This is a genomic window from Leptospira hartskeerlii, assembly GCF_002811475.1.
GTDB lineage: Bacteria > Spirochaetota > Leptospiria > Leptospirales > Leptospiraceae > Leptospira_B > Leptospira_B hartskeerlii.
The window spans coordinates 268,748-286,424 of the sequence record NZ_NPDL01000006.1 but is presented as its reverse complement, the minus strand read 5'-3'; the positions used below and the strand labels follow the sequence as shown (position 1 = coordinate 286,424).

General features: G+C 40.8%; 21 protein-coding genes. 8 read left to right on the top strand and 13 right to left on the bottom strand.

What is annotated here, in order from left to right; translation table 11 throughout:
• Positions 1-25: 25 nt before the first annotated feature.
• Complete coding sequence (efp, locus tag CH352_RS13210) at positions 26-592, bottom strand: elongation factor P (protein WP_100707340.1); 567 nt, start codon at positions 590-592, stop codon at positions 26-28.
• A 179-nt stretch (positions 593-771) separates the two neighbouring features.
• On the opposite strand from efp, the gene CH352_RS13205 reads away from it, so the two are divergent.
• The 6 genes from CH352_RS13205 (at position 772) to CH352_RS13175 (ending at position 5,067) form a co-directional block, all read left to right on the top strand.
• Entirely contained in the window at positions 772-1,680 is a 909-nt protein-coding gene (locus tag CH352_RS13205) for a phosphate ABC transporter substrate-binding protein (RefSeq protein WP_100707341.1), read from the top strand.
• A 64-nt stretch (positions 1,681-1,744) separates the two neighbouring features.
• A complete protein-coding gene (locus CH352_RS13200; protein ID WP_100707342.1) occupies positions 1,745-2,065 on the top strand; it encodes a hypothetical protein in 321 nt (106 codons plus the stop codon).
• Between the two features lie 271 nt (positions 2,066-2,336).
• The gene (locus CH352_RS13190) at positions 2,337-3,446 is read left to right on the top strand and encodes a KamA family radical SAM protein (RefSeq protein ID WP_100707343.1); all 1,110 of its coding nucleotides are present in this window, start codon (positions 2,337-2,339) and stop codon (positions 3,444-3,446) included.
• Positions 3,430-3,978 carry a hypothetical protein gene (locus CH352_RS13185; RefSeq protein ID WP_100707344.1) on the top strand — a complete coding sequence of 183 codons (549 nt, stop codon included), beginning with the start codon at positions 3,430-3,432 and terminating at the stop codon, positions 3,976-3,978. Before CH352_RS13190 ends, CH352_RS13185 begins: the two co-directional genes overlap by 17 nt.
• A 78-nt stretch (positions 3,979-4,056) precedes the next feature.
• A complete protein-coding gene (locus CH352_RS13180) occupies positions 4,057-4,263 on the top strand; it encodes a hypothetical protein (RefSeq protein ID WP_008589214.1) in 207 nt (68 codons plus the stop codon).
• 48 nt (positions 4,264-4,311) lie between these two features.
• Entirely contained in the window at positions 4,312-5,067 is a 756-nt protein-coding gene (locus tag CH352_RS13175; RefSeq protein WP_100707345.1) for a hypothetical protein, read from the top strand.
• Positions 5,068-5,113: 46 nt separating this feature from the next.
• On the opposite strand, the gene CH352_RS13170 is transcribed toward CH352_RS13175, so the two are convergent.
• Positions 5,114-6,697 (bottom strand): phytoene desaturase family protein, encoded by a 1,584-nt coding sequence (locus CH352_RS13170; RefSeq protein ID WP_100707346.1) that lies wholly within the window; start codon positions 6,695-6,697, stop codon positions 5,114-5,116.
• A gap of 85 nt (positions 6,698-6,782) precedes the next feature.
• On the opposite strand from CH352_RS13170, the gene CH352_RS13165 reads away from it, so the two are divergent.
• The gene (locus tag CH352_RS13165; protein ID WP_100707347.1) at positions 6,783-7,403 is read left to right on the top strand and encodes a TetR/AcrR family transcriptional regulator; all 621 of its coding nucleotides are present in this window, start codon (positions 6,783-6,785) and stop codon (positions 7,401-7,403) included.
• 6 nt (positions 7,404-7,409) lie between these two features.
• Here CH352_RS13165 and CH352_RS13160 read toward each other — a convergent pair whose 3' ends face one another.
• The 7 genes from CH352_RS13160 to CH352_RS13130 all read right to left on the bottom strand — a co-directional run bounded on the left by CH352_RS13160 (position 7,410) and on the right by CH352_RS13130 (position 13,701).
• A complete protein-coding gene (locus tag CH352_RS13160) occupies positions 7,410-8,441 on the bottom strand; it encodes an SAM-dependent methyltransferase (protein WP_100707348.1) in 1,032 nt (343 codons plus the stop codon).
• Between the two features lie 31 nt (positions 8,442-8,472).
• On the bottom strand, positions 8,473-9,264 hold the full coding sequence (locus CH352_RS13155) for a DUF1295 domain-containing protein (RefSeq protein WP_100707349.1): 792 nt from the start codon (positions 9,262-9,264) through the stop codon (positions 8,473-8,475).
• A 24-nt stretch (positions 9,265-9,288) separates the two neighbouring features.
• Positions 9,289-9,771: a DUF2062 domain-containing protein gene (locus CH352_RS13150; protein ID WP_100707350.1), complete on the bottom strand. Its 483-nt coding sequence runs from the start codon at positions 9,769-9,771 to the stop codon at positions 9,289-9,291.
• The gene (locus CH352_RS13145; RefSeq protein ID WP_100707351.1) at positions 9,768-11,063 is read right to left on the bottom strand and encodes an SAM-dependent methyltransferase; all 1,296 of its coding nucleotides are present in this window, start codon (positions 11,061-11,063) and stop codon (positions 9,768-9,770) included. Before CH352_RS13145 ends, CH352_RS13150 begins: the two co-directional genes overlap by 4 nt.
• A complete protein-coding gene (locus CH352_RS13140) occupies positions 11,050-11,832 on the bottom strand; it encodes a DUF1365 domain-containing protein (protein ID WP_100707352.1) in 783 nt (260 codons plus the stop codon). The genes CH352_RS13145 and CH352_RS13140 overlap by 14 nt, the downstream gene beginning before the upstream one ends.
• Positions 11,823-13,142: an NAD(P)/FAD-dependent oxidoreductase gene (locus CH352_RS13135; protein ID WP_100707353.1), complete on the bottom strand. Its 1,320-nt coding sequence runs from the start codon at positions 13,140-13,142 to the stop codon at positions 11,823-11,825. Before CH352_RS13135 ends, CH352_RS13140 begins: the two co-directional genes overlap by 10 nt.
• A gap of 109 nt (positions 13,143-13,251) precedes the next feature.
• Complete coding sequence (locus CH352_RS13130) at positions 13,252-13,701, bottom strand: YqaA family protein (protein ID WP_100707354.1); 450 nt, start codon at positions 13,699-13,701, stop codon at positions 13,252-13,254.
• 115 nt (positions 13,702-13,816) lie between these two features.
• Here CH352_RS13130 and CH352_RS13125 point away from each other — a divergent pair, with 115 nt between their 5' ends.
• On the top strand, positions 13,817-14,569 hold the full coding sequence (locus CH352_RS13125) for a porin family protein (protein WP_100707355.1): 753 nt from the start codon (positions 13,817-13,819) through the stop codon (positions 14,567-14,569).
• 13 nt (positions 14,570-14,582) lie between these two features.
• Here the strand turns inward: CH352_RS13125 and pyrF are convergent, their stop codons facing one another.
• The 4 genes from pyrF to speD form a co-directional block, all read right to left on the bottom strand.
• Positions 14,583-15,392 (bottom strand): orotidine-5'-phosphate decarboxylase, encoded by an 810-nt coding sequence (gene pyrF / locus CH352_RS13120; RefSeq protein ID WP_100707356.1) that lies wholly within the window; start codon positions 15,390-15,392, stop codon positions 14,583-14,585.
• Positions 15,392-16,234 (bottom strand): polyamine aminopropyltransferase, encoded by an 843-nt coding sequence (gene speE, locus CH352_RS13115; protein WP_100707357.1) that lies wholly within the window; start codon positions 16,232-16,234, stop codon positions 15,392-15,394. The genes pyrF and speE overlap by 1 nt, the downstream gene beginning before the upstream one ends.
• 9 nt (positions 16,235-16,243) lie before the next feature.
• Positions 16,244-17,110, bottom strand: coding sequence for an S-adenosylmethionine decarboxylase (locus CH352_RS13110; RefSeq protein WP_008588737.1), 867 nt, complete (start codon positions 17,108-17,110; stop codon positions 16,244-16,246).
• A gap of 114 nt (positions 17,111-17,224) precedes the next feature.
• A complete protein-coding gene (gene speD / locus CH352_RS13105; RefSeq protein WP_008596834.1) occupies positions 17,225-17,611 on the bottom strand; it encodes an adenosylmethionine decarboxylase in 387 nt (128 codons plus the stop codon).
• Positions 17,612-17,677 lie beyond the last annotated feature (66 nt).

Genomic DNA, 17,677 nt, shown 5'->3' with positions numbered 1-17,677 from the left:
TTGTTAGGCCGCTTTTATAAAAACCTTATTTATTGACCCTCTCTACATAGGTAAGGTCTCTCAAGTCGATTCGGATAGAATCTCCTTGTTTGATAAAAATAGGTACGTTGATCTCTCCCCCGGTCTCTACGGTTACCCTTTTCAGAGCTGTTCCGGAAGTATCACCTTTGAGACCTTCTTCTGCATAAGTTACTTGCAGGATCGCAAAGTTTGGAGGAATTACTCCGATCGGTTTACCTTCATAGAAGGAAACTTCCATAGCAGTCTCTTCTTTTAAGAATGGAAGGATATCTTCTAAGTATTCTTTAGACACGGGAAGTTGTTCGAAGTCGTTCGTGTCCATGAAGATGATATCATCACCCTCGGAATAACAGATGGTCATCTGTCTCTTTTCCAATTCGACGGATTCTAATTTTTCCGCGGCCTTGAAGGTCCTTTCGATGGAACTGTTACGGACCAAGTTCTTTAATTTTGTGCGGATAAAGGCAGAACCCTTTCCCGGATTCACGAATTCGCTTTTTACAACGGAGTAAAGTTCTCCTTCTACCTTGAGAACCATTCCTTTTCTGACTTCAGTAATGCCTAAGTTCATAAACGACCTAAAATAAAGATTACGCTACTTCTATATCCTTGTAAGAAGGCGGGGTGTCAAGCGATGTACTCGGGCTCTACCGTTAATTGTAATATTTCAGGGCCAAAATCCGTTCGACTTTTCCCCTTCCAAGAGGAGAGTCCACTTTTGGAAAAGATTTCCGGAGAATCAAAGATTTGATGAAACAAAAATTAACGCTCTTACTCCTTCTATTTACCGTGCTAACGGTTGCCAATTGCAAAAAGGAACCCTTACTGATCACAGGCTCCGAAACCATGCATACATTACTGAACGTGGTTGCAGCTGGATACTCTAAGAAAAATCCGAATGTAGAAGTTACCGTCCAAGGAGGAGGTTCCTTCGAAGGGATCGAAAAATTATTCGATTCTAAAACGGACATAGCTGCTTCTTCCAGACCATTAACTCCGGAAGAACAAACCCAGTTTGAAAGAAAGGGAAGATTTGAAAATGTACTGATCGGTTACGATGGGATCGCTATAGTAGTGAATCCTGCAAATACAGTTTCTAAGCTTACCCTGGAACAGATCTCCAAAATATTCTCAGGAGATATAAAAGATTGGTCACAAGTTGGCGGAAAACCCGGACCTATTCATGTGGTTCTTCGAAACGATAAGAGTGGAACTGCGGCTTACTTCGAAACTCATATCCTAAGACAAAGAGACTTGGGAGAAAAAGAATACCAAACTTCCAAGAAGAAAGAATTCACTAGCGACTCCAAGGTGGTGGCGGATAACGATGAGATGGCAGATCTGATCGAAAAGGACACTGCATCCGTTGGATTTATGGGAATGGGAAGCGCACAGATTCAGAACAAAGGAAAAGTGAAAGCAATTCCTTATTCTAAAACCGGGAAGGATCCTTTTGTGGAGCCGAGCATCCAAAATGTTTCCGAAAGGAAATACAAACTTTCTAGAGGTTTGTACCTATTTTATCTCTCTGATAGGGGTAAAAAAATCGATGAGTTCATTACTTATATCACTTCGGAAGAAGGACAAGCAATGGTGCTAAAAAGCGGCTATTTAAGAAGTTCGTTAAGTACTGTAGAAGTAGAAGCGATCAAACCATAAATTCCGATTTCTCTCCGAAAAAAGGTTGCGAAAGCCGTTTTGTTCCGTCTAAGTTTAGATAGATATGAAGCGGCTTTGGCTCATACCTCTGATCTTATTCATGGTGCTCGCCCTCTTCAGTGAGGTCGTGGCCAGAGATTATAGTACCGCTAAAAGTTATTCTCTTCAAAAGAAATCAAGGACCCAATCCTTCCGAGACGGTGATGATCAAGGACTCCCTTCTTTATTTTCCGCAAGTGCAGATGACGCAGTTATCGGGTTATTCAATAAATTCTCCCAAACAGCTTCCGGATTAAATAGCAGTCTTCTTCCGAATGACTCAGGTCGCAATTTTTACTTTCACACCCTAGCCTATCGTTATCTTTTTCTTCCCCCTCCGGTCTGACCGGTTTTCATTCTGTAAGTCCTCGGGAGGACTTTTCCCCGTAAAAAGCATGAATGCGGTTTCGGGCAAAATTCCGCTTCGGCAAAAACAGAAAACGGGAAATCTTGCTCATCCTTCTCCTAAGTCTCCAACTTTAACTGATGGGCATTCTCCTCGAGGTTATATAAATAAACGACTCGAATGGAAACCTAGGTTAGGTTTCCTTCTTTTTTATACGGATACTCAGTTGACTGGAATTGTAGGCGTGAGAATCCATCAGTAAGAGGACTTCTTGGAACTCGTTTCATCACATCCAAAGCAAAAGAAAGTTTCCGAATCGGAATGGTTGGATTGGAAATGGCAGATCCAAAATCGGATCAAAGATTCATCCGGACTGGAAAATTATATTCGGATCAGTTCGGAAGAAAAAGAAGCATTGCTCACCTGTGGCGAAGTATTCAGCTTCTCCGCTACTCCTTATTACCTCGGCCTCGCAGATCCGGAAGATCCAAACTGTCCTATACGATTACAAGTTTTACCAAGAAAAGAAGAACTACATACAAGAGCCTCGGACAGAAGAGATCCATTGGCAGAAGAAACGTACATGCCTGTCAAAGGAGTGACTCATCGTTATCCAGACAGGGCGCTTTGGTATCTATCTCATGTATGCGCTGTGTATTGTAGATTTTGTACTAGAAAAAGAAAAGTGTCTCAATCTACAGGAACTCCAGGTGCAGAAGATTGGAAAGACGCAATCCGTTATTTTAGAGAACATACTGAGATCAAAGAAGTGATCCTTTCCGGAGGAGATCCTTTAAATCTTTCCGATTCCAAACTGGATTATCTTCTAGGCGAATTAAAATCAATTCCGCATATCAACCAAGTGCGTATTCATACCAGGTATCCTGTTACGCTTCCAATGAGGATTACGTCGGAACTCTGCCAGATACTCAAAAAACATTTTCCGATCTATCTGGTTACACATTTCAATCATTCCAAGGAACTCACTGAACTAGTAAAAGAAAGGATCGGGATGCTCGTGAAAGAAGGCGCAGTTACTGTTCTGAATCAGGCTGTACTTTTAAAAGGGATCAATAATTCTGTAGGAGCTTTGACAGATTTATTCTACGGCCTGACCAAAATCGGGATCAAACCGTATTATTTACACCAATGCGACGAGGTATTCGGATCTTCTCATTTTAGGGTCCCGATAGAAGAAGGTGTAGAACTCATGAAACAGATCCGTGGAAGTATTAGCGGACTGAGCGTTCCATTATATGTAGTCGATCTGACAGGAGGAGGAGGAAAAGTCCCTCTTCCTGCGAACTATCTGGAAGAAACTAAAACTTCTTCTTATGTATTTCGAAATTATAAAGGAGATCTGTATGAGATCGGTTTTTAGAATGTTCATTCTACTTGCATCTACTTTGGTCCTAATAGAATGTAAAAGCCACCAGGAGAATCCGACCTCGGTCACACCTGAAAATCCGTCGGCACTTCGACTCAATTACGACGTAGTATATTATACAGGCGGACATTCCGTTTTACTCAACTCCGGGAGATTATTCGCCAGGGGTTTATTCTACGAATGTAAAGTATCCGACACGAATTCCAATTTTGAAAGTTTCCGGGCCTCATCCTATACTGAGGATAATTCCAACGATTTCAGACAATTGGTATCCGAAACGGACCAGGCCAAATTCAATTCTAGACAATTCCAATATTTCCCAATGGGAGAAAATTCCAGAGCAACAGTATTCTCAGGCTGTGCAAAAGGATCGGGAGCGGAAAAATGTTACGTCCGTTGGGAATGGCAAAAAGAGGCGTTCATATTTGTATTTGAAACCCAATTGGAAAACAAAAAGGGATTGGGCGCAGCGGAACTAGGAAAAGAATTCCACGAATTCGTAAGCCGGGGAATAAAAGCGTTTTAACAGTGTATTTTCTTGACCGATTTCGATCCGGAAAGTATGTTATCCGGCGGGGAGAAGATATCCCGGGGATAAGATAGAATGTGGTTAAAATTGGGGGATACCGAGGTCATTAATCTAGACTATATCTCCTCGATCAAAAAGAACATGGCGGCAAACTCCATAGAGATTACCTACCATGACTTCAACCACGTAAAATCATTGCCCTTCGGAGATCCAGAAGATAGAGATCGGGCTTACAAAGCTATTTTGGAAAACCTTTCCAGGATGCGTTTGTTTTTCGAATAACAGTATCTTCTAATATTCCTAGAGTAGAGACCAAAAGCGATCTAAGCCATGGAACGAATTAAAGAAAATCTATCCAGCGTCTCCTCCCTAAAACCATTCGAACTCATATTTTTCGGTTCCAGACAAAGAGGAGAAGGAGACGAATCCTCCGACTTCAACTTTCTAGTACTCGCGGATCCATCCGACCAGCTCAAAGGGAATTTTATCCGAGAGATCAATAAGGCTATGGAACCGCTTCAAAGCCAGGGACAGGTCAACTTACTCGCGGCAGACTGGGACGGATTCCGTACCAGGATGAGAAGTTACGACCCTGGTGCCATCCATATCTGCGAACTGGGAGAACCTTATTTCGGATCCGAATATTTTCCAGTCATCAAAGAAGAATGGGACAAACTTAAATCTGAGCCAATCGACGGAAACACCGCAGGCAAATATTTAAGAAAACGTTATAGATTCTATAAAGGAATCGTTCCTCGCAATACTAAGGAAGACGTGGTCCGGATGGAAAGACTTCTGACTGTCTATCTCCAGAACTGGATGTTCCGACATATCGAAGATCTTGGGGTCGCTGAGATCGTAAACTCTGATATCCCTTCCAGGATCGGGCCGATGTTCCGTGCACTTTATTCAAAAGAAGCCAAAGGAAACACTTTGGAACTACTATCGCTATATGAAGAAGTCCTAAAGTTGAAAAAGGAACTCCGTTCACCTGAGTCCCCTTTCTCCGTGGAAAGATTCAACCAACTCAAAGAAACTCTCCGCTTCGAAGAAAAAGAGATCCGCATCTTAAAACTGAATTATTAAGTTTTGGCCACTACGGCCAAAATGGGATCTCTTTCATTAGAATTTTCTAATTTCTTAATTCTCTCAATAAATTTGCATTTCCGGTCACTGCCAGAGCAGCAGCCAAGCCCCCCATCATCGCACCTGCAATTCCGGGAGAAGCTGCATCTGCACCCGTTAAATATAAACCTTCAATCGGGGTTCTGACGTCGAACCAAGGACATTTTTCCTTCTTATATCTTTCAGGCACACATGCCAAACCATAAATGGCTCCGTCTGGATGAGAAGTAAAATGTTCGTTCGTGATCGGAGTAGAAAGTTCCGCAAATTCAACCAATTTAGTAAGACCAGGAAATCTGGACTCCAATGTGGTCAGGATCCGATTTATGATCCTTTCCTTAAAGTCTTTATACTCTTCTCCCCTTTTCTTCCAAGGTTCGTCTTTCCATTCTGCGAAATTAGAATAATCCGTGAATGTGATCACGTCCATGGTATGAGACTTAGCTTCCGGATTTTTTAGACTTGGGAAAGAAAGATATAGATTCGGGATCTCATCACTTTCAGAAAGCCAATCATTCCTTTCGGAAAAATTCTTATCATGATCAGGAGAAGCGAAAATCCAATAGTTCTCCCCACTAAATCCGAATTTTGCAGGACTCTCGGAAAGACCAAGATATAGGCAAATACTTGTGGTCATTCTTTCTCTATTATAAAAATCTTTTAAATCTTTTCTGAAAGAAATCGGATAAGAATCCGGGATCAATTTTGTATAAGTAGGATAAGCTCCCGCACATGAGATTACCACCGGAGCAAAAAAGTCTCGCTCATGACCTTCTCCTCTCAACGCTTTTGCTTTTACTCCTACTACCTTTCCTTCTTTGATCAGGATTTCCTTTGCTTCTACGGAAGATAAAACTGCACCTCCATTTTCTTGTAAGATAGGTTCTATCGTATCGAAAATTTTACCGGCGCCTCCGACTGGATAATAACCACCGTTAATATAATGCTGTACGAGTGTTGCATGCATCGCAAAAGCAACTTTAGAAGGTGGAAGTCCATAATCCCCCCATTGCGCAGCTAAAATTCCCTTCAAATCCTCACTCTTGAAATTTTTATCGAAATAATCTTTGAGAGTTACTACATTCCCTTCTCCCAGTATGTTAATGAGGGAATCCAAAGGAGGAGGAGAAAGTCTCATCATGATTGCTTTTCCAAAAAGGACCGAAACTTTTCTAATATCCTTTAAATATCTTTCGATAGCTTCCTCTTCTTCAGGAAATGCATTGATCAGATCCGATCTGAACTTTTCTGGATCTCCATAAATATCAAAATTTCGAGTAGGAAAAACCAAACGTTCGAAAGGGTCTTTCATTCTTTTCCATGCGAGTTGTCCACGAGTGATCTTATCAGAGATCTTCTTACAAAGCCCGCCTTCGTGCATATCACCTACATAATGAATGCCCACATCCCAATGATACTTTCCCTGTTTTCTTTGGAATTCGTGAGTAAAACCGCCTGGCTGAAAATGTTTTTCCAGGATCAGTACCTTCTTCCCTGCTGATTGGGCCAAAAGACTTGCGGTGGTTAGGCTCCCCATTCCGGAACCTATAAATATAATATCGAATTCGTTTCCTACTTGATCAATATTCATTGACAAAACCTCTTATTCGCATTCAATGTGAACACTGAATACATTCAGTTCTCTAATTTCACCCTTTAATGTAATACATGTCAACATGAAAAATTCCCAAGAAAAAAATTCATACCACCACGGAGATCTAAAAAGGGCTTTATTAGATGCCTCCATAAAGATCTTAAAAGAAGAAGGTTATAAGGCCCTAAGCCTCAGAAAAGCCGCAACCCTGGCCGGAGTCAGCCAATCTGCACCCTATAGACATTATCCGGATTTAGAATCTTTATACGCAGACATCGCAGAAGAAGGATTTAAGATCTTAGCGGAAAGACAAAAAAGACTAAGAGCAAAATACAAAAAAAGACCATTACTCCTCTTCCGGGAATCCGGAGTTTCTTACGTGGAATTCGCATTAGAAAACCCTGATCTATTTCGGATCATGTATGGAAATCAGATTGAAAGCCATTTAAAATACGATTCTCTCATCAAAACGGAAGACGAAACATTTCAGATCATAGTGGAGATCATCAGAGATTGCCAAAAAGCAGGTTTGATCCCGGAAGGAAATACGGAAAAAGCGGCGACCTCCGCTTGGACAATGGCACATGGAGTTGCAGTATTATTATCCGGCCAACAGATGATGTTCAGAAATATCGAATTAAAACAGGCAAGAAAGATCACTAAGGACTTAATCCAATTCTTATACACAGGACTGAAAGCCTGAGACATTCTATCTTTTATCGAAAAGATAATGAGATACGATCCATTCTTCTCCGTTTTTGTATTTCCAAAGTTCTGCACATGCCATGAAGAAAGTTTTCCAATAAACAAACCATTTCACTGCCTGGTCTTTGCCGTAGGTTTCTCCTAGAATTTGTAGGACCTCTTTTTTGTTCTTATACATATTGGAAAGCCAAGCTTCCGAAGTAAGTGCGTAATTTTTACCGTTTACCACCCACTGGTTACGGATCTGAAAATCTTTTTGGAAATACAAGAACAGGTCATGAGAAGGCATCTGACCTCCCGTAAAAAAGTATTTTGCCATCCAATCAGTATCATCTATAACTTCGAAGGGGTATGCGAATTTTTTGTGTGTGAATATATGTACGAAAAATTTTCCTTTCGGTTTCAAAAAGTTTGCCAGCTTTTCGAATAATACTTCGTAGTTTTTCATATGTTCTAACATTTCTACGGAGATGATACGATCGAATTTCAAACTTGTTTTGAATACATTCATATCAGCGGTAATAATATTCAGGTTTTTTAAACCTCTTTTCTTGGCCTGCGAATCTATGAACTTCTTTTGACTCTTAGAATTGGATACCCCTGTCACTTTACATTTCGGATACTTCTCCGCTATATAAAGAGAAATAGATCCCCAACCGCAACCTAGGTCCAAAACGTTCATCCCATTTTCGAGTTCCGCTCTTTTGCAGGTCAAATCCAGCATTGTACTTTCGGATTCGTCAATTCCTACATGAGGAGAAGTCCAGTAGCCCGAGCTGTACTTCATATATTTTCCCATCACCAATTTGAAAAAAGAGGAAGGCACCTCGTAATGTTGCTCATTTGCGGCTTGGGTATCGATCGCAATGGGAGATTGTTTCAGGCCATTTACATATTCGATTAAATGTTCCTGATTCTTCTCCAGGCTCCCTCTATCTTCCATACGAAGCCTGAGCCGTAATAGTTGTCGTATCCTAAGTCGGATCAACCAATCCGGGAAAATATCTTTTTCCATTAGAGTGTAGATCAGGCCCATAGTCAGTTTTCCTATATTCTAAATTTCTAATTTATTTTTTGGGAAACCAAGGGAAAAACGCACTTGTCCTGGATTTGTATTCCAAATACAGATTTCCTTTGGATCTTAATTGTCCGATCTCATTCAAAGGAATGCCCGTAATCTTAGTTAAAAGAATAAACATGATCAACGGAGAGATAAGACCGATCCATCCCCATGGGGAAGCAAGAGAAACTAGACCGAAAGAGATCCAAATCACCCATTCAAAAAAATAATTTGGATGCCTGCTATATCTCCAAAGACCTATATCACAGACCTTTCCTTTATTGGCAGGATCTAATTTAAATTCCGCCAATTGGAAATCAGCTACCGATTCTCCCCATAACCCTATCATAAAAACACAAAGTCCGATCAGTTCCAATGGATGAGTTTGTACGGAGGGATTTAATGCGGGAAAGAGAAAAGGAAGGCTTAAGATCGTTCCGAGAATTCCTTGGAACTGGAATACATTAATGAAAAATTTCCGATCTACTTGATCTCCATAATCTTTCCTGAATTCGGTATATCTTGCATCTTCATGTCCGGTCAAAACTCTTGTAGTGAATATAAAGTAAGAAAGTCTCCAACCCCATACAGTTGCCATAAATGCAAATATAGCTTTTCTCACCGAAAAAGCATCGCCTAATATAAAATATACGATTGCAATTGTAGAGATACAAAGCCCCCATCCCACATCTACAATCGAATAATTTCTGATCAGTTTACCGATCAACCAAAGAAGGCTCATCAAAAAGAATACGACTACCCAGGCGCTGAACATCAAGGACACGGCTTTTTCATACATTAGAATACTCCGATATAGATGAATTTATTTGCGAACGATTTGATTTGCTTTTTTAACCAGGATCAATAATAGAAAATAGGAAGCCCCCGCAGGAATTGGCACCATGCAGGTCCAACCCAGAACAGCATACCCTGCAGAATGAGAAAGACCTTCCAAAACCCCAGAACTATCTCCTTCTACAAGCTTATATGCCCAAGTTAGATCCAGTTCCTTACCTGACAAATAAGCTCCTAATTTTAAAAAAGGGATAATTAGAAAAACTTGAAATGGATACATCGCATAATTTGCGATTTGAATGGCGACCGGGTTTAGTCTTAGAATAAAACCTAAAAAGGCGCACAACGCCATTGTGGTCCCAATCAAAGGAAAGATCCCAATCGCTCCGCCAATTGCCAAAGATAATGCGATCTTTGCCGGACTAGTTCCAGTTTTCAATTCTTCTAGGATCCTTACTCTTGTTTTAGCTAAAAAGGAAGGTTTCGATTCTTGGTTTTCTAATTTTGTCACTGAGAATTCAATCCGAGATTATTCGGCCTGGTATACACTACCTGCACCACGCTAATATTTCTCATATGGAATGCTGCGGCGCAATACGAAAAATAATATCTCCACTTTCGCAAAAAGGATTCGTCATACCCCATACTTGCGATGGATGAAAGATTTTCTTCAAATCCCTTCTGCCAAGTCATGAGAGTCCGATCATAATACCGACCGATATCTTCCAGCTCATGAAGGAACATATCGCCGGTCTTATTAATGGCTTCATTGATCCTTGCAACGGAAGGTAAAAGTGATCCGGGAAAAATATGCTTTTGGATAAAATCCACTCCCTTTCTAAATGACTCATACCTGGAATCCGGACAAGTGATGATCTGGTGAGCCATAAGCCCGTCTTTTTTCAAAACTCTATGACACATTGCAAAGAAGTCCTCGAAATATTCGTGACCTACTGCTTCTAACATTTCCACTGTAACGATCTTATCGTAAGTGCCCTGAACTTTTCTATAATCTTCCAATCGGACTTCTATCTTATCTTCTAAGCCCATCGCAGAAATTTGTGCTTTTGCAAATTTGTATTGTTCTTCCGAGATCGTATAAGAAGTCACTTTGCATCCGTAGTTTTTAGCGGCATAAGTAGAGAATGCACCCCAACCGGTCCCAATCTCTAAAAGATGATCGGAAGCCTTGAGTTTTAATTTTTTACATAGGTTTTCTATCTTAAAGATTTGCGCCTCTTCCAAAGACTTTACCTGGTCGGAAAAGTACGCGCAGGAATAAGTCATTGTTGGATCTAAGAACTTCTTATAAAAATCATTTCCTATATCGTAATGTTCCGAAATATTTTTCTTACTTCCTCGGATGGAATTATTTCGGAATATATGCAGAAGTCGATTTCCTAAATTCATCAATGTAAGATGAATAAAATTTTTATCGGAACCGCTGACAGAAGGTGTACTTTCTAAATTTAACAAAAACCAACATATGATCGCTCGAATATCGTCCGTATCCCAATCACCGTCCATATAAGATTCTGCAAGCCCAAGATCTCCATACAATACCAGCTTTTTGAAAAACTTTCGGTCTTTCACTTGTAGGATTGCATGATGAAACTCTGGAGGATCGGAAGAATTCGGATTTCCTAAATATTTTTGTCCTCCGTCCGGGAAAAGGATCCTGAGAGACCCTCTTTGCATTCCTGATAATGCGGAGAAGAAGATCCTTTCATAAAAACTTAAAGTTCCAATCTCCGAACCAGCACTTTCTAACGGTTCTACTTTTACAATATTATCGCCTTCCAAGGTGCAATCCTCTTTGTTTGTCTAACCCTTCAGTCTTTCGAATGAAAGGAAGTTTTTTCAGGTAAAGAAGTAAGGCTTGCCAGTGGATAAGCCCGATCACTCTCAAAGTTACGAAAGGATATTTCAGGAACATTCGGATTAGATTTAGATCCGTCAGATCTAAAACCTTTCCGGTATAAGTTGTTACCATGACCCTTTCTTCATTTTCGAAAGCGTCTATCCTTAAGTTTACCCTTCCGTCTTGGGGAGGATTTAAATAAAATTCGAACTCTGAGTCCAAACTGACAAAAGGAGACACATAGAAGAACTTCCCTTCTTTCCTTTTAAATCCTTTTTGATCGAAGGATCCTTTTCCAAGGAAGTATAACTTCATTTCTCCGAATGTATTCCCAACCTCAGCAACGGCGCATATTGGATTTCCATCCTTATCCTCGGCAAAATAAAATGATACCGGATTAAAGACGTAGCCGAATACTCTTAGGTTGGTGATTAGCGTTACCTTTTCTACCTTCTCTTTGACTCCTTCCTGTCTTAAGTACTCTAAAAAATTTTCTTTTATACCTTCTTTTCCGAAGTTTAAATGATCAGTATCTTTAAAGGAGAATACACGAAACTTATTATTTCCAAGCATCCGTAAACGATCGTTTACTATATCGAGCTCATCCAGGTCCAATTGAAATGTAAAGACCCCGTAATTGAACCGATTCGGTTTAGGGATCTTACGATCATGCATGACCCTGGCTTCGATGATCTTGGAATTTAGTCCCATACCTTCCTTCCCAATAAGGTCTCCGATAATTCTTTAGCGGACCAAAAGGCATCTTCATGAAACCCATATCTAAAATAACTTCCGCAGAAATAAATAGGCCCCTTTTGATTCAGTTCGGATAATCTTCCTTGCGCTTTTAAAGAACCGACATGAAAAAGAGGATGTTCGTATTTTATCCTTTTCAAGATCTTTTTAGGATCCACAAGCCCTGGATCTCCTATGGATAAAAAATAATCCTTCTTCTTTGATACTCCCTGCAAACAGTTCATCCAATAGATAGTATGAGGAAGGATCTGACCTTGGATTTGATCCATTCTATAATTCCAAGAAGACCAAGTAGATCTTGTATTCGGCATTACCGAATCATCCGTATGCAAGGTTGCAATATTCTCCTGATACTCAAACTGAGATAACAATTCTCTCTGTAAAGATGTCGGCTTTTTCAAGATTGATAAGGAATTGTCCGCATGGCAGGCAAGTATAACCTTATCGAACACTTCAGATTTCTTTCCTTTAAATATAAGCTTGGCTTTCCCTGTCGGAGTTGTTTCTACACCTAACACCGGCGAGTTGATATGAAATCCATCTCGATTGGATGAGAGCAGCCTTTTGACATACTCGATAGAGCCGCCATCCACAGTGTACCATTGATGCTGAGTATTTAGTCCTAAGAATCCATGATTCAAGAAGAATCGGACCAAAGAGTAAGCTGGGAACTCCAACATCAGATCTTCCGGAGTAGACCAAACTGCAGAACTCATTGGAACCAAATAGTATGTCAAAAGATCAGGATGATATCCTTCTTCTTTTATATATCTATGCAAAGAATATTCTTTGTATTTAGGATCTTGTAATATCTTAGGAGACTCATCATTGAACCGATTGATATTCAAGAGTAAACGTAAAAATCGAAAATTGAATATATTCTTTCTTTGGGCAAATAGACCGTTCAATCCTGAACCGCAAAACTCAAGATTATCAGGAACATGTTGTACACTAAAAGACATGCTAGTCTTCTTTGTGGGGACATTTAATTCTTCGAAAAATCGTTTTAAATTGGGATAAGTGACATGATTAAAAACTATAAACCCAGTATCGATCGGGATCTTTTGATCTTCTTCCGGTACAAATACGGTGTTTGTATGACCTCCAACATAATCGGCCTTTTCAAAAACAGTAATATCGTAACGGTCCCTTAGAAAATAAGAGCAACCCATTCCGGCAATACCGGAACCGACAATCGCAAGTTTTTCCTTCTTTCGGTTAGGGATCTTTTGGGATTTCTTTTTAACGGGAGAATTCTTTTTCAAAAACTTCCTTCTTCCTTTCAGCGTTCTATAGACTTGGTGTATGTCATCATGGTTTGGAAAAATTTTTCCAAAACTTCGCCAATATTACAAGTTCCTGTATTCCGAAAGCTTACAAGCCGAATCCATATGCCAGGGCAGTGTATCTTAATATACGAAGTGAGAATACTACTAAGGCAAAAATCCAAAACTTTTGGCGAAAAAATCCCGAGAGTACGGTGATTGGATCTCCTACAAATGGAAGAAAAGAAAATCCCAAGGCCCAATATCCCCATCTCGACATTCTTTCGGCCCAACCTGCGTAGGTTTTGGATTCTGAAATTCTATCTTCTATTTTTTTTCCAAACCAATAACCCAATGAATAGTTGAACGCGCAAGCTGCACAGTTCCCTATCGAAGCCCAAAACACTGCTTCTCCAGGAGAAAGTCCGGACCAGATCGCTCCCATAAGTGCCGCCTCGGAACTGAATGGAAGCAAGGTGGCGGCTCCGAAAGAAATCAGAGTTAATCCGGGTCCTGCATAGGTTTGTAGAAGTTCCGACAAAAGTTTTGAAAGTTCCAATATCAGATCTCCAGGTCCTAGATTTTTTTCAAAACAAATCCAATTTCAAATGACCCCTTTAGGCTTTGGATCGGATATGTAAAGTAACACGATTTTGATACAAGAGCGCGTAACCTTGAAAAAAATAATATCCCAATTTGTAGTTTGCATTCTGTCCCTTCTTCCCTCCACTCTATTTGCAGAACCGTTTACTCTACTTGGAGAAGGTTCCCAGTTTTCCCCTTTCACAGTAAAAATAGGTGCCGGAGCAGGACAGGCCGAATACCAGTACGGTCTTGCAGGCAAATCCGAAACTTACAGAGCAGGTTTCGAATACAATCCGAGAAATTTAGGTTTTGAAGTTGGAGTGAACCGAAGCGGTTATTTTGTTCCTCAGGATCGTTCTACTGAAATGGCTTCCGCAATGATATTATCCGCCCCATCTTTCGATAACTTTGGTTATTATCTGGCAGCAGCGGCAATGATCGATAAGGTCACATTCTCAAAAACATTTTTAGATTTAGGGCCTACACTTCATTTCCGTCCCGGATCCAAATTCGATCCATACATCGGAGCGGGACTTGGAATCGCAGATATTGGCGCAAAACAATCTACATTAAGAGCCTACGGTAAATTGGGTGTTCGGATGAATTTTGAACGCAGCTTTTTGTTTTTAGAATTGGGAGGTGCATCCATCAATCGACATTTCCAAGGAGAAAAATATATCTATGGAGAAGGTTCCGGAATTTTCGGATTCGGTTATTATTTCGGAACCTCTTCTTCGTCCGAGAATCCAGTAAAACAAAAAGAAGAAGAGCCTGCGCCGCCTCAACAAGAAGAGATCAAAAAAGAAGAAACTACTCCTTCTCAAACGGAAGAGAATCGTTAAATTTGATCTAGAATTAAATGAGCAGCTTTCTCATCTCTTCAGTGATGGAAGCTGCCGCTTTACCCGCTGCTTCCGCAAAATCAGGATTAGAGGAAGAAAATATAATACTTCTAGAAGAATTCACCAAAGAATTTTTTCCGCAAACGGAGATAACTTCTTCTAAAGAAGCTCCTTGAGCTCCATAACCGGGAATCAGGAAGATACGATCCGGATGAGCTTTACGAATTTCTAATAATTCCTTTGGATGTGTTGCCCCGACTACTAAACCTACATTTTTAACCGGGAACTTTTCGCTCAGAGCCGCAACTTCTCTATATAAGGTCCTACCAGTTTCGGAGAATGTTTTTTTCTGCAGCTCGGAAGAATCCGGATTAGAAGTCAGACAAAGCAAAAACACCATTTTAGAATCATCTTCTATAAATGGTTTGATCGTGTCCGATCCCATGTATGGAGAAAGAGTGAGTGAATCGACACCTAACTCTTTGAAAAAGAACTTAGCGTACTGTCTTGCGGTGTTATCCAAGTCGCCCCGTTTTGCATCTGCAACAATCGGGATCTCAGGATGATTTGTTTTGATATGAGAGATCAGTTTTTCGAACTGTTCAATTCCTTTGGAACCGAATGCTTCAAAGAATGCGATATTCGGTTTGTAAGCGACTGCATATTCTGCGGTAGCATCTACAATCTCTTTGGAAAATACGTATAGCTTGTCGGGAAACTTTTCTAAGGAAGGAGGAAGTTTGGTGATATCAGGATCGATTCCAACGCAAAGAAGGGAGTTTAGCTTCTCCCTTCTTCTTACGAATTTGGAATAGAAATCCATTATTTTCTTACGATGTACTCTTGCGCAAAAGGAGGAAGAGTAAACGCAGCCTTATGGATCTCGGCAGAGTAATATTTTAAACCTTTTGGAACTCTTTTAGGATCCGGCTCTACTTTATAAGGATCAGGTCCTTTAGAGCAGTAAGTGAACCCTATAATTCCGGAAGGATAAGTAGGAACCACTGTAAAATAATATCCGCAATGATTGAATACTTCGGGAATGAATTGGAATAATTCCTTAATTACTTTTCCGTGATAATAAAAACTTTCTGCCTGAGTTGTACAGATCCCGCCTTGTTTCAAGGAAGCAGCCATTGTCTCATAGAAAGGTCTTTTGAATAAAACTTCTGCAGGCCCTACAGGATCGGAAGAATCAACGCAGATCACGTCGAAATATTCTTTATAATCCTGAACGTATTTAGCTCCGTCTTCGTATGCGTGTTTGACTCGCGGGTCTTTCATCGCATTTGCGATCTCAGGGAAATATTCGTAACAAACGTCTACAACTCCCTTGTCGATCTCGCAAAGATGTACTTCTTTTACGGAAGGGTGTTTTAAGATCTCACGAACGGTTCCTCCGTCCCCGCCACCAATCACTAAAACCTTTTCAGGATTCGGATGGCTCATCATAGGAACGTGAGCGATCATTTCATGATACGCGAACTCATCCGCTTCGGTCATCATGACAACTCCGTCTAGAGTGAACATTCTGCCGAAACTTTGAGATTCGAATACGTCTATTTTTTGGAAAGGAGTCTTACGAGAATGTAAGAACTCCTTCACTCTAATTTTGAGAGCCCTTCCGTTAGGTAACTCGAGGGTCTCGTCCAGCCAAAGTTCCAATATGACCTCTTAGAAGCGGTTTGTTACTGTAAGACGCATTGCAGCGCCTTTGAAAAATTTGCGAGTAAACTCAGCCGCAACTTTAGGATCGTATCCTTTACAAGAGAAGATATCGATATAAGAAGTATTGGTATCGTTCGCAAAGTGAGCGGAGATACAAGAAGTCTCGATCAACTGCACCATGGAATATCCGGCTACACGATCGTCTTCTCCGAAGTAAACTACTTGGGTTTCACCGAAACGTTTCATCTCGATCAAATCACATAGTTCCACAACGTATTGTTTAATTGCATCAGCGTCACGGATAAGAGCCGCATCACAGTTTTCCAGATCGATTGAGGTAAGAAGTCCCCAAGCTCCGTCTTTGAAAGGTTCATATACTTTCAATTCAGGATCAGATTCGATCTTGGACTGGATATAAGTAGGGAAACTTCCGTTGAAACGTTTACGGACAATTTCTGCCTCTTCATTGCGAGCCCATGCGAGTTCAGGATTTTTCATCGCAGGATGATAAGTAATCTCTTGGCCAGCTTCGATGTCACGAAGCGCAACCAGGGTGATATCTCCCTGAAAGCCGCAGTTTGCATCCGCAGATTGGCGGATATAATGAACGGAATCAATTCCGTCATCATGCAAAGGAGAAACTAGATAGAAATCCTTATGCACACGATGAGGAGAAGAAAGTCCGGAAAGTCCTGCGAGTTCATTCTTATGAACTGCTTTTCCTCCCCAAACTGCTACAACTTCTCCAGCAGAGATAGTTTCCTTAGTGAAAAGGAAAGCTTCGCCCTTGTCTGTAGTAGCGATTTCGATACTGTTTCTTAGATAAGAAAAACGATTAACTATTTTAAGTTGGTCTTGGATCTTTAGGCTCATACTCTGATACCTCTCCTTAAAGTTTGAAAATAAGTGTAGTCGCCCTTTCCTCCCGGAGAGGGGAACTCGTCTTTATCAATTAGGGTGTTTCCGGCTCTGCCGGAGAGAAGATACTTATTTCCCAACTGGCTTGTGAGGTAGGTCTACGCCAAGTTTCAACAAACCGCGCTTCATTTCCACTACGGAGATGCTCTTTGAGCCGAAGCGTTCCTTGAGATATTCCAGAGCTGCCTGATTATCGATTAGGTCTCCGCAAGTGAAGACGTCGATAGCGCAATAACCGTATTCTGGCCAGGTATGTATGGCGAAATGGGATTCGCTCACGACAACCACACCGCTCACACCAAACGGACTAAATCTGTGAAAAACAGATTTAACTGTGGTGGCGCCGGAGAGGTCGACTGCCTTCAACATGATATCTTCTACCAATTCGTGATTGTTGATGGTCTCGTAATCACACTCATAAAATTCTGCAATTACGTGCTTTCCCAATGCGTTCATCTACTGCCTGACACCTCCGAACCGGTTTTGGTTTAGTAACCGAGCATGCGTATGACTATGTTTTTT

Excerpts from the sequence above, each read along its gene's own strand:
- CH352_RS13180 (WP_008589214.1), top strand. The coding sequence starts at position 4,057 with ATGTGGTTAAAATTGGGGGATACCGAGGTCATTAATCTAGACTATATC.
- CH352_RS13155 (WP_100707349.1), bottom strand. The coding sequence starts at position 9,264 with ATGTATGAAAAAGCCGTGTCCTTGATGTTCAGCGCCTGGGTAGTCGTA.
- CH352_RS13185 (WP_100707344.1), top strand. The coding sequence starts at position 3,430 with ATGAGATCGGTTTTTAGAATGTTCATTCTACTTGCATCTACTTTGGTC.
- efp (WP_100707340.1), bottom strand. The coding sequence starts at position 592 with ATGAACTTAGGCATTACTGAAGTCAGAAAAGGAATGGTTCTCAAGGTA.
- CH352_RS13175 (WP_100707345.1), top strand. The coding sequence starts at position 4,312 with ATGGAACGAATTAAAGAAAATCTATCCAGCGTCTCCTCCCTAAAACCA.
- speD (WP_008596834.1), bottom strand. The coding sequence starts at position 17,611 with ATGAACGCATTGGGAAAGCACGTAATTGCAGAATTTTATGAGTGTGAT.
- CH352_RS13160 (WP_100707348.1), bottom strand. The coding sequence starts at position 8,441 with ATGGGCCTGATCTACACTCTAATGGAAAAAGATATTTTCCCGGATTGG.
- pyrF (WP_100707356.1), bottom strand. The coding sequence starts at position 15,392 with ATGGATTTCTATTCCAAATTCGTAAGAAGAAGGGAGAAGCTAAACTCC.
- CH352_RS13170 (WP_100707346.1), bottom strand. The coding sequence starts at position 6,697 with ATGAATATTGATCAAGTAGGAAACGAATTCGATATTATATTTATAGGT.
- CH352_RS13205 (WP_100707341.1), top strand. The coding sequence starts at position 772 with ATGAAACAAAAATTAACGCTCTTACTCCTTCTATTTACCGTGCTAACG.
- CH352_RS13200 (WP_100707342.1), top strand. The coding sequence starts at position 1,745 with ATGAAGCGGCTTTGGCTCATACCTCTGATCTTATTCATGGTGCTCGCC.
- CH352_RS13110 (WP_008588737.1), bottom strand. The coding sequence starts at position 17,110 with ATGAGCCTAAAGATCCAAGACCAACTTAAAATAGTTAATCGTTTTTCT.
- CH352_RS13140 (WP_100707352.1), bottom strand. The coding sequence starts at position 11,832 with ATGGGACTAAATTCCAAGATCATCGAAGCCAGGGTCATGCATGATCGT.
- CH352_RS13165 (WP_100707347.1), top strand. The coding sequence starts at position 6,783 with ATGAAAAATTCCCAAGAAAAAAATTCATACCACCACGGAGATCTAAAA.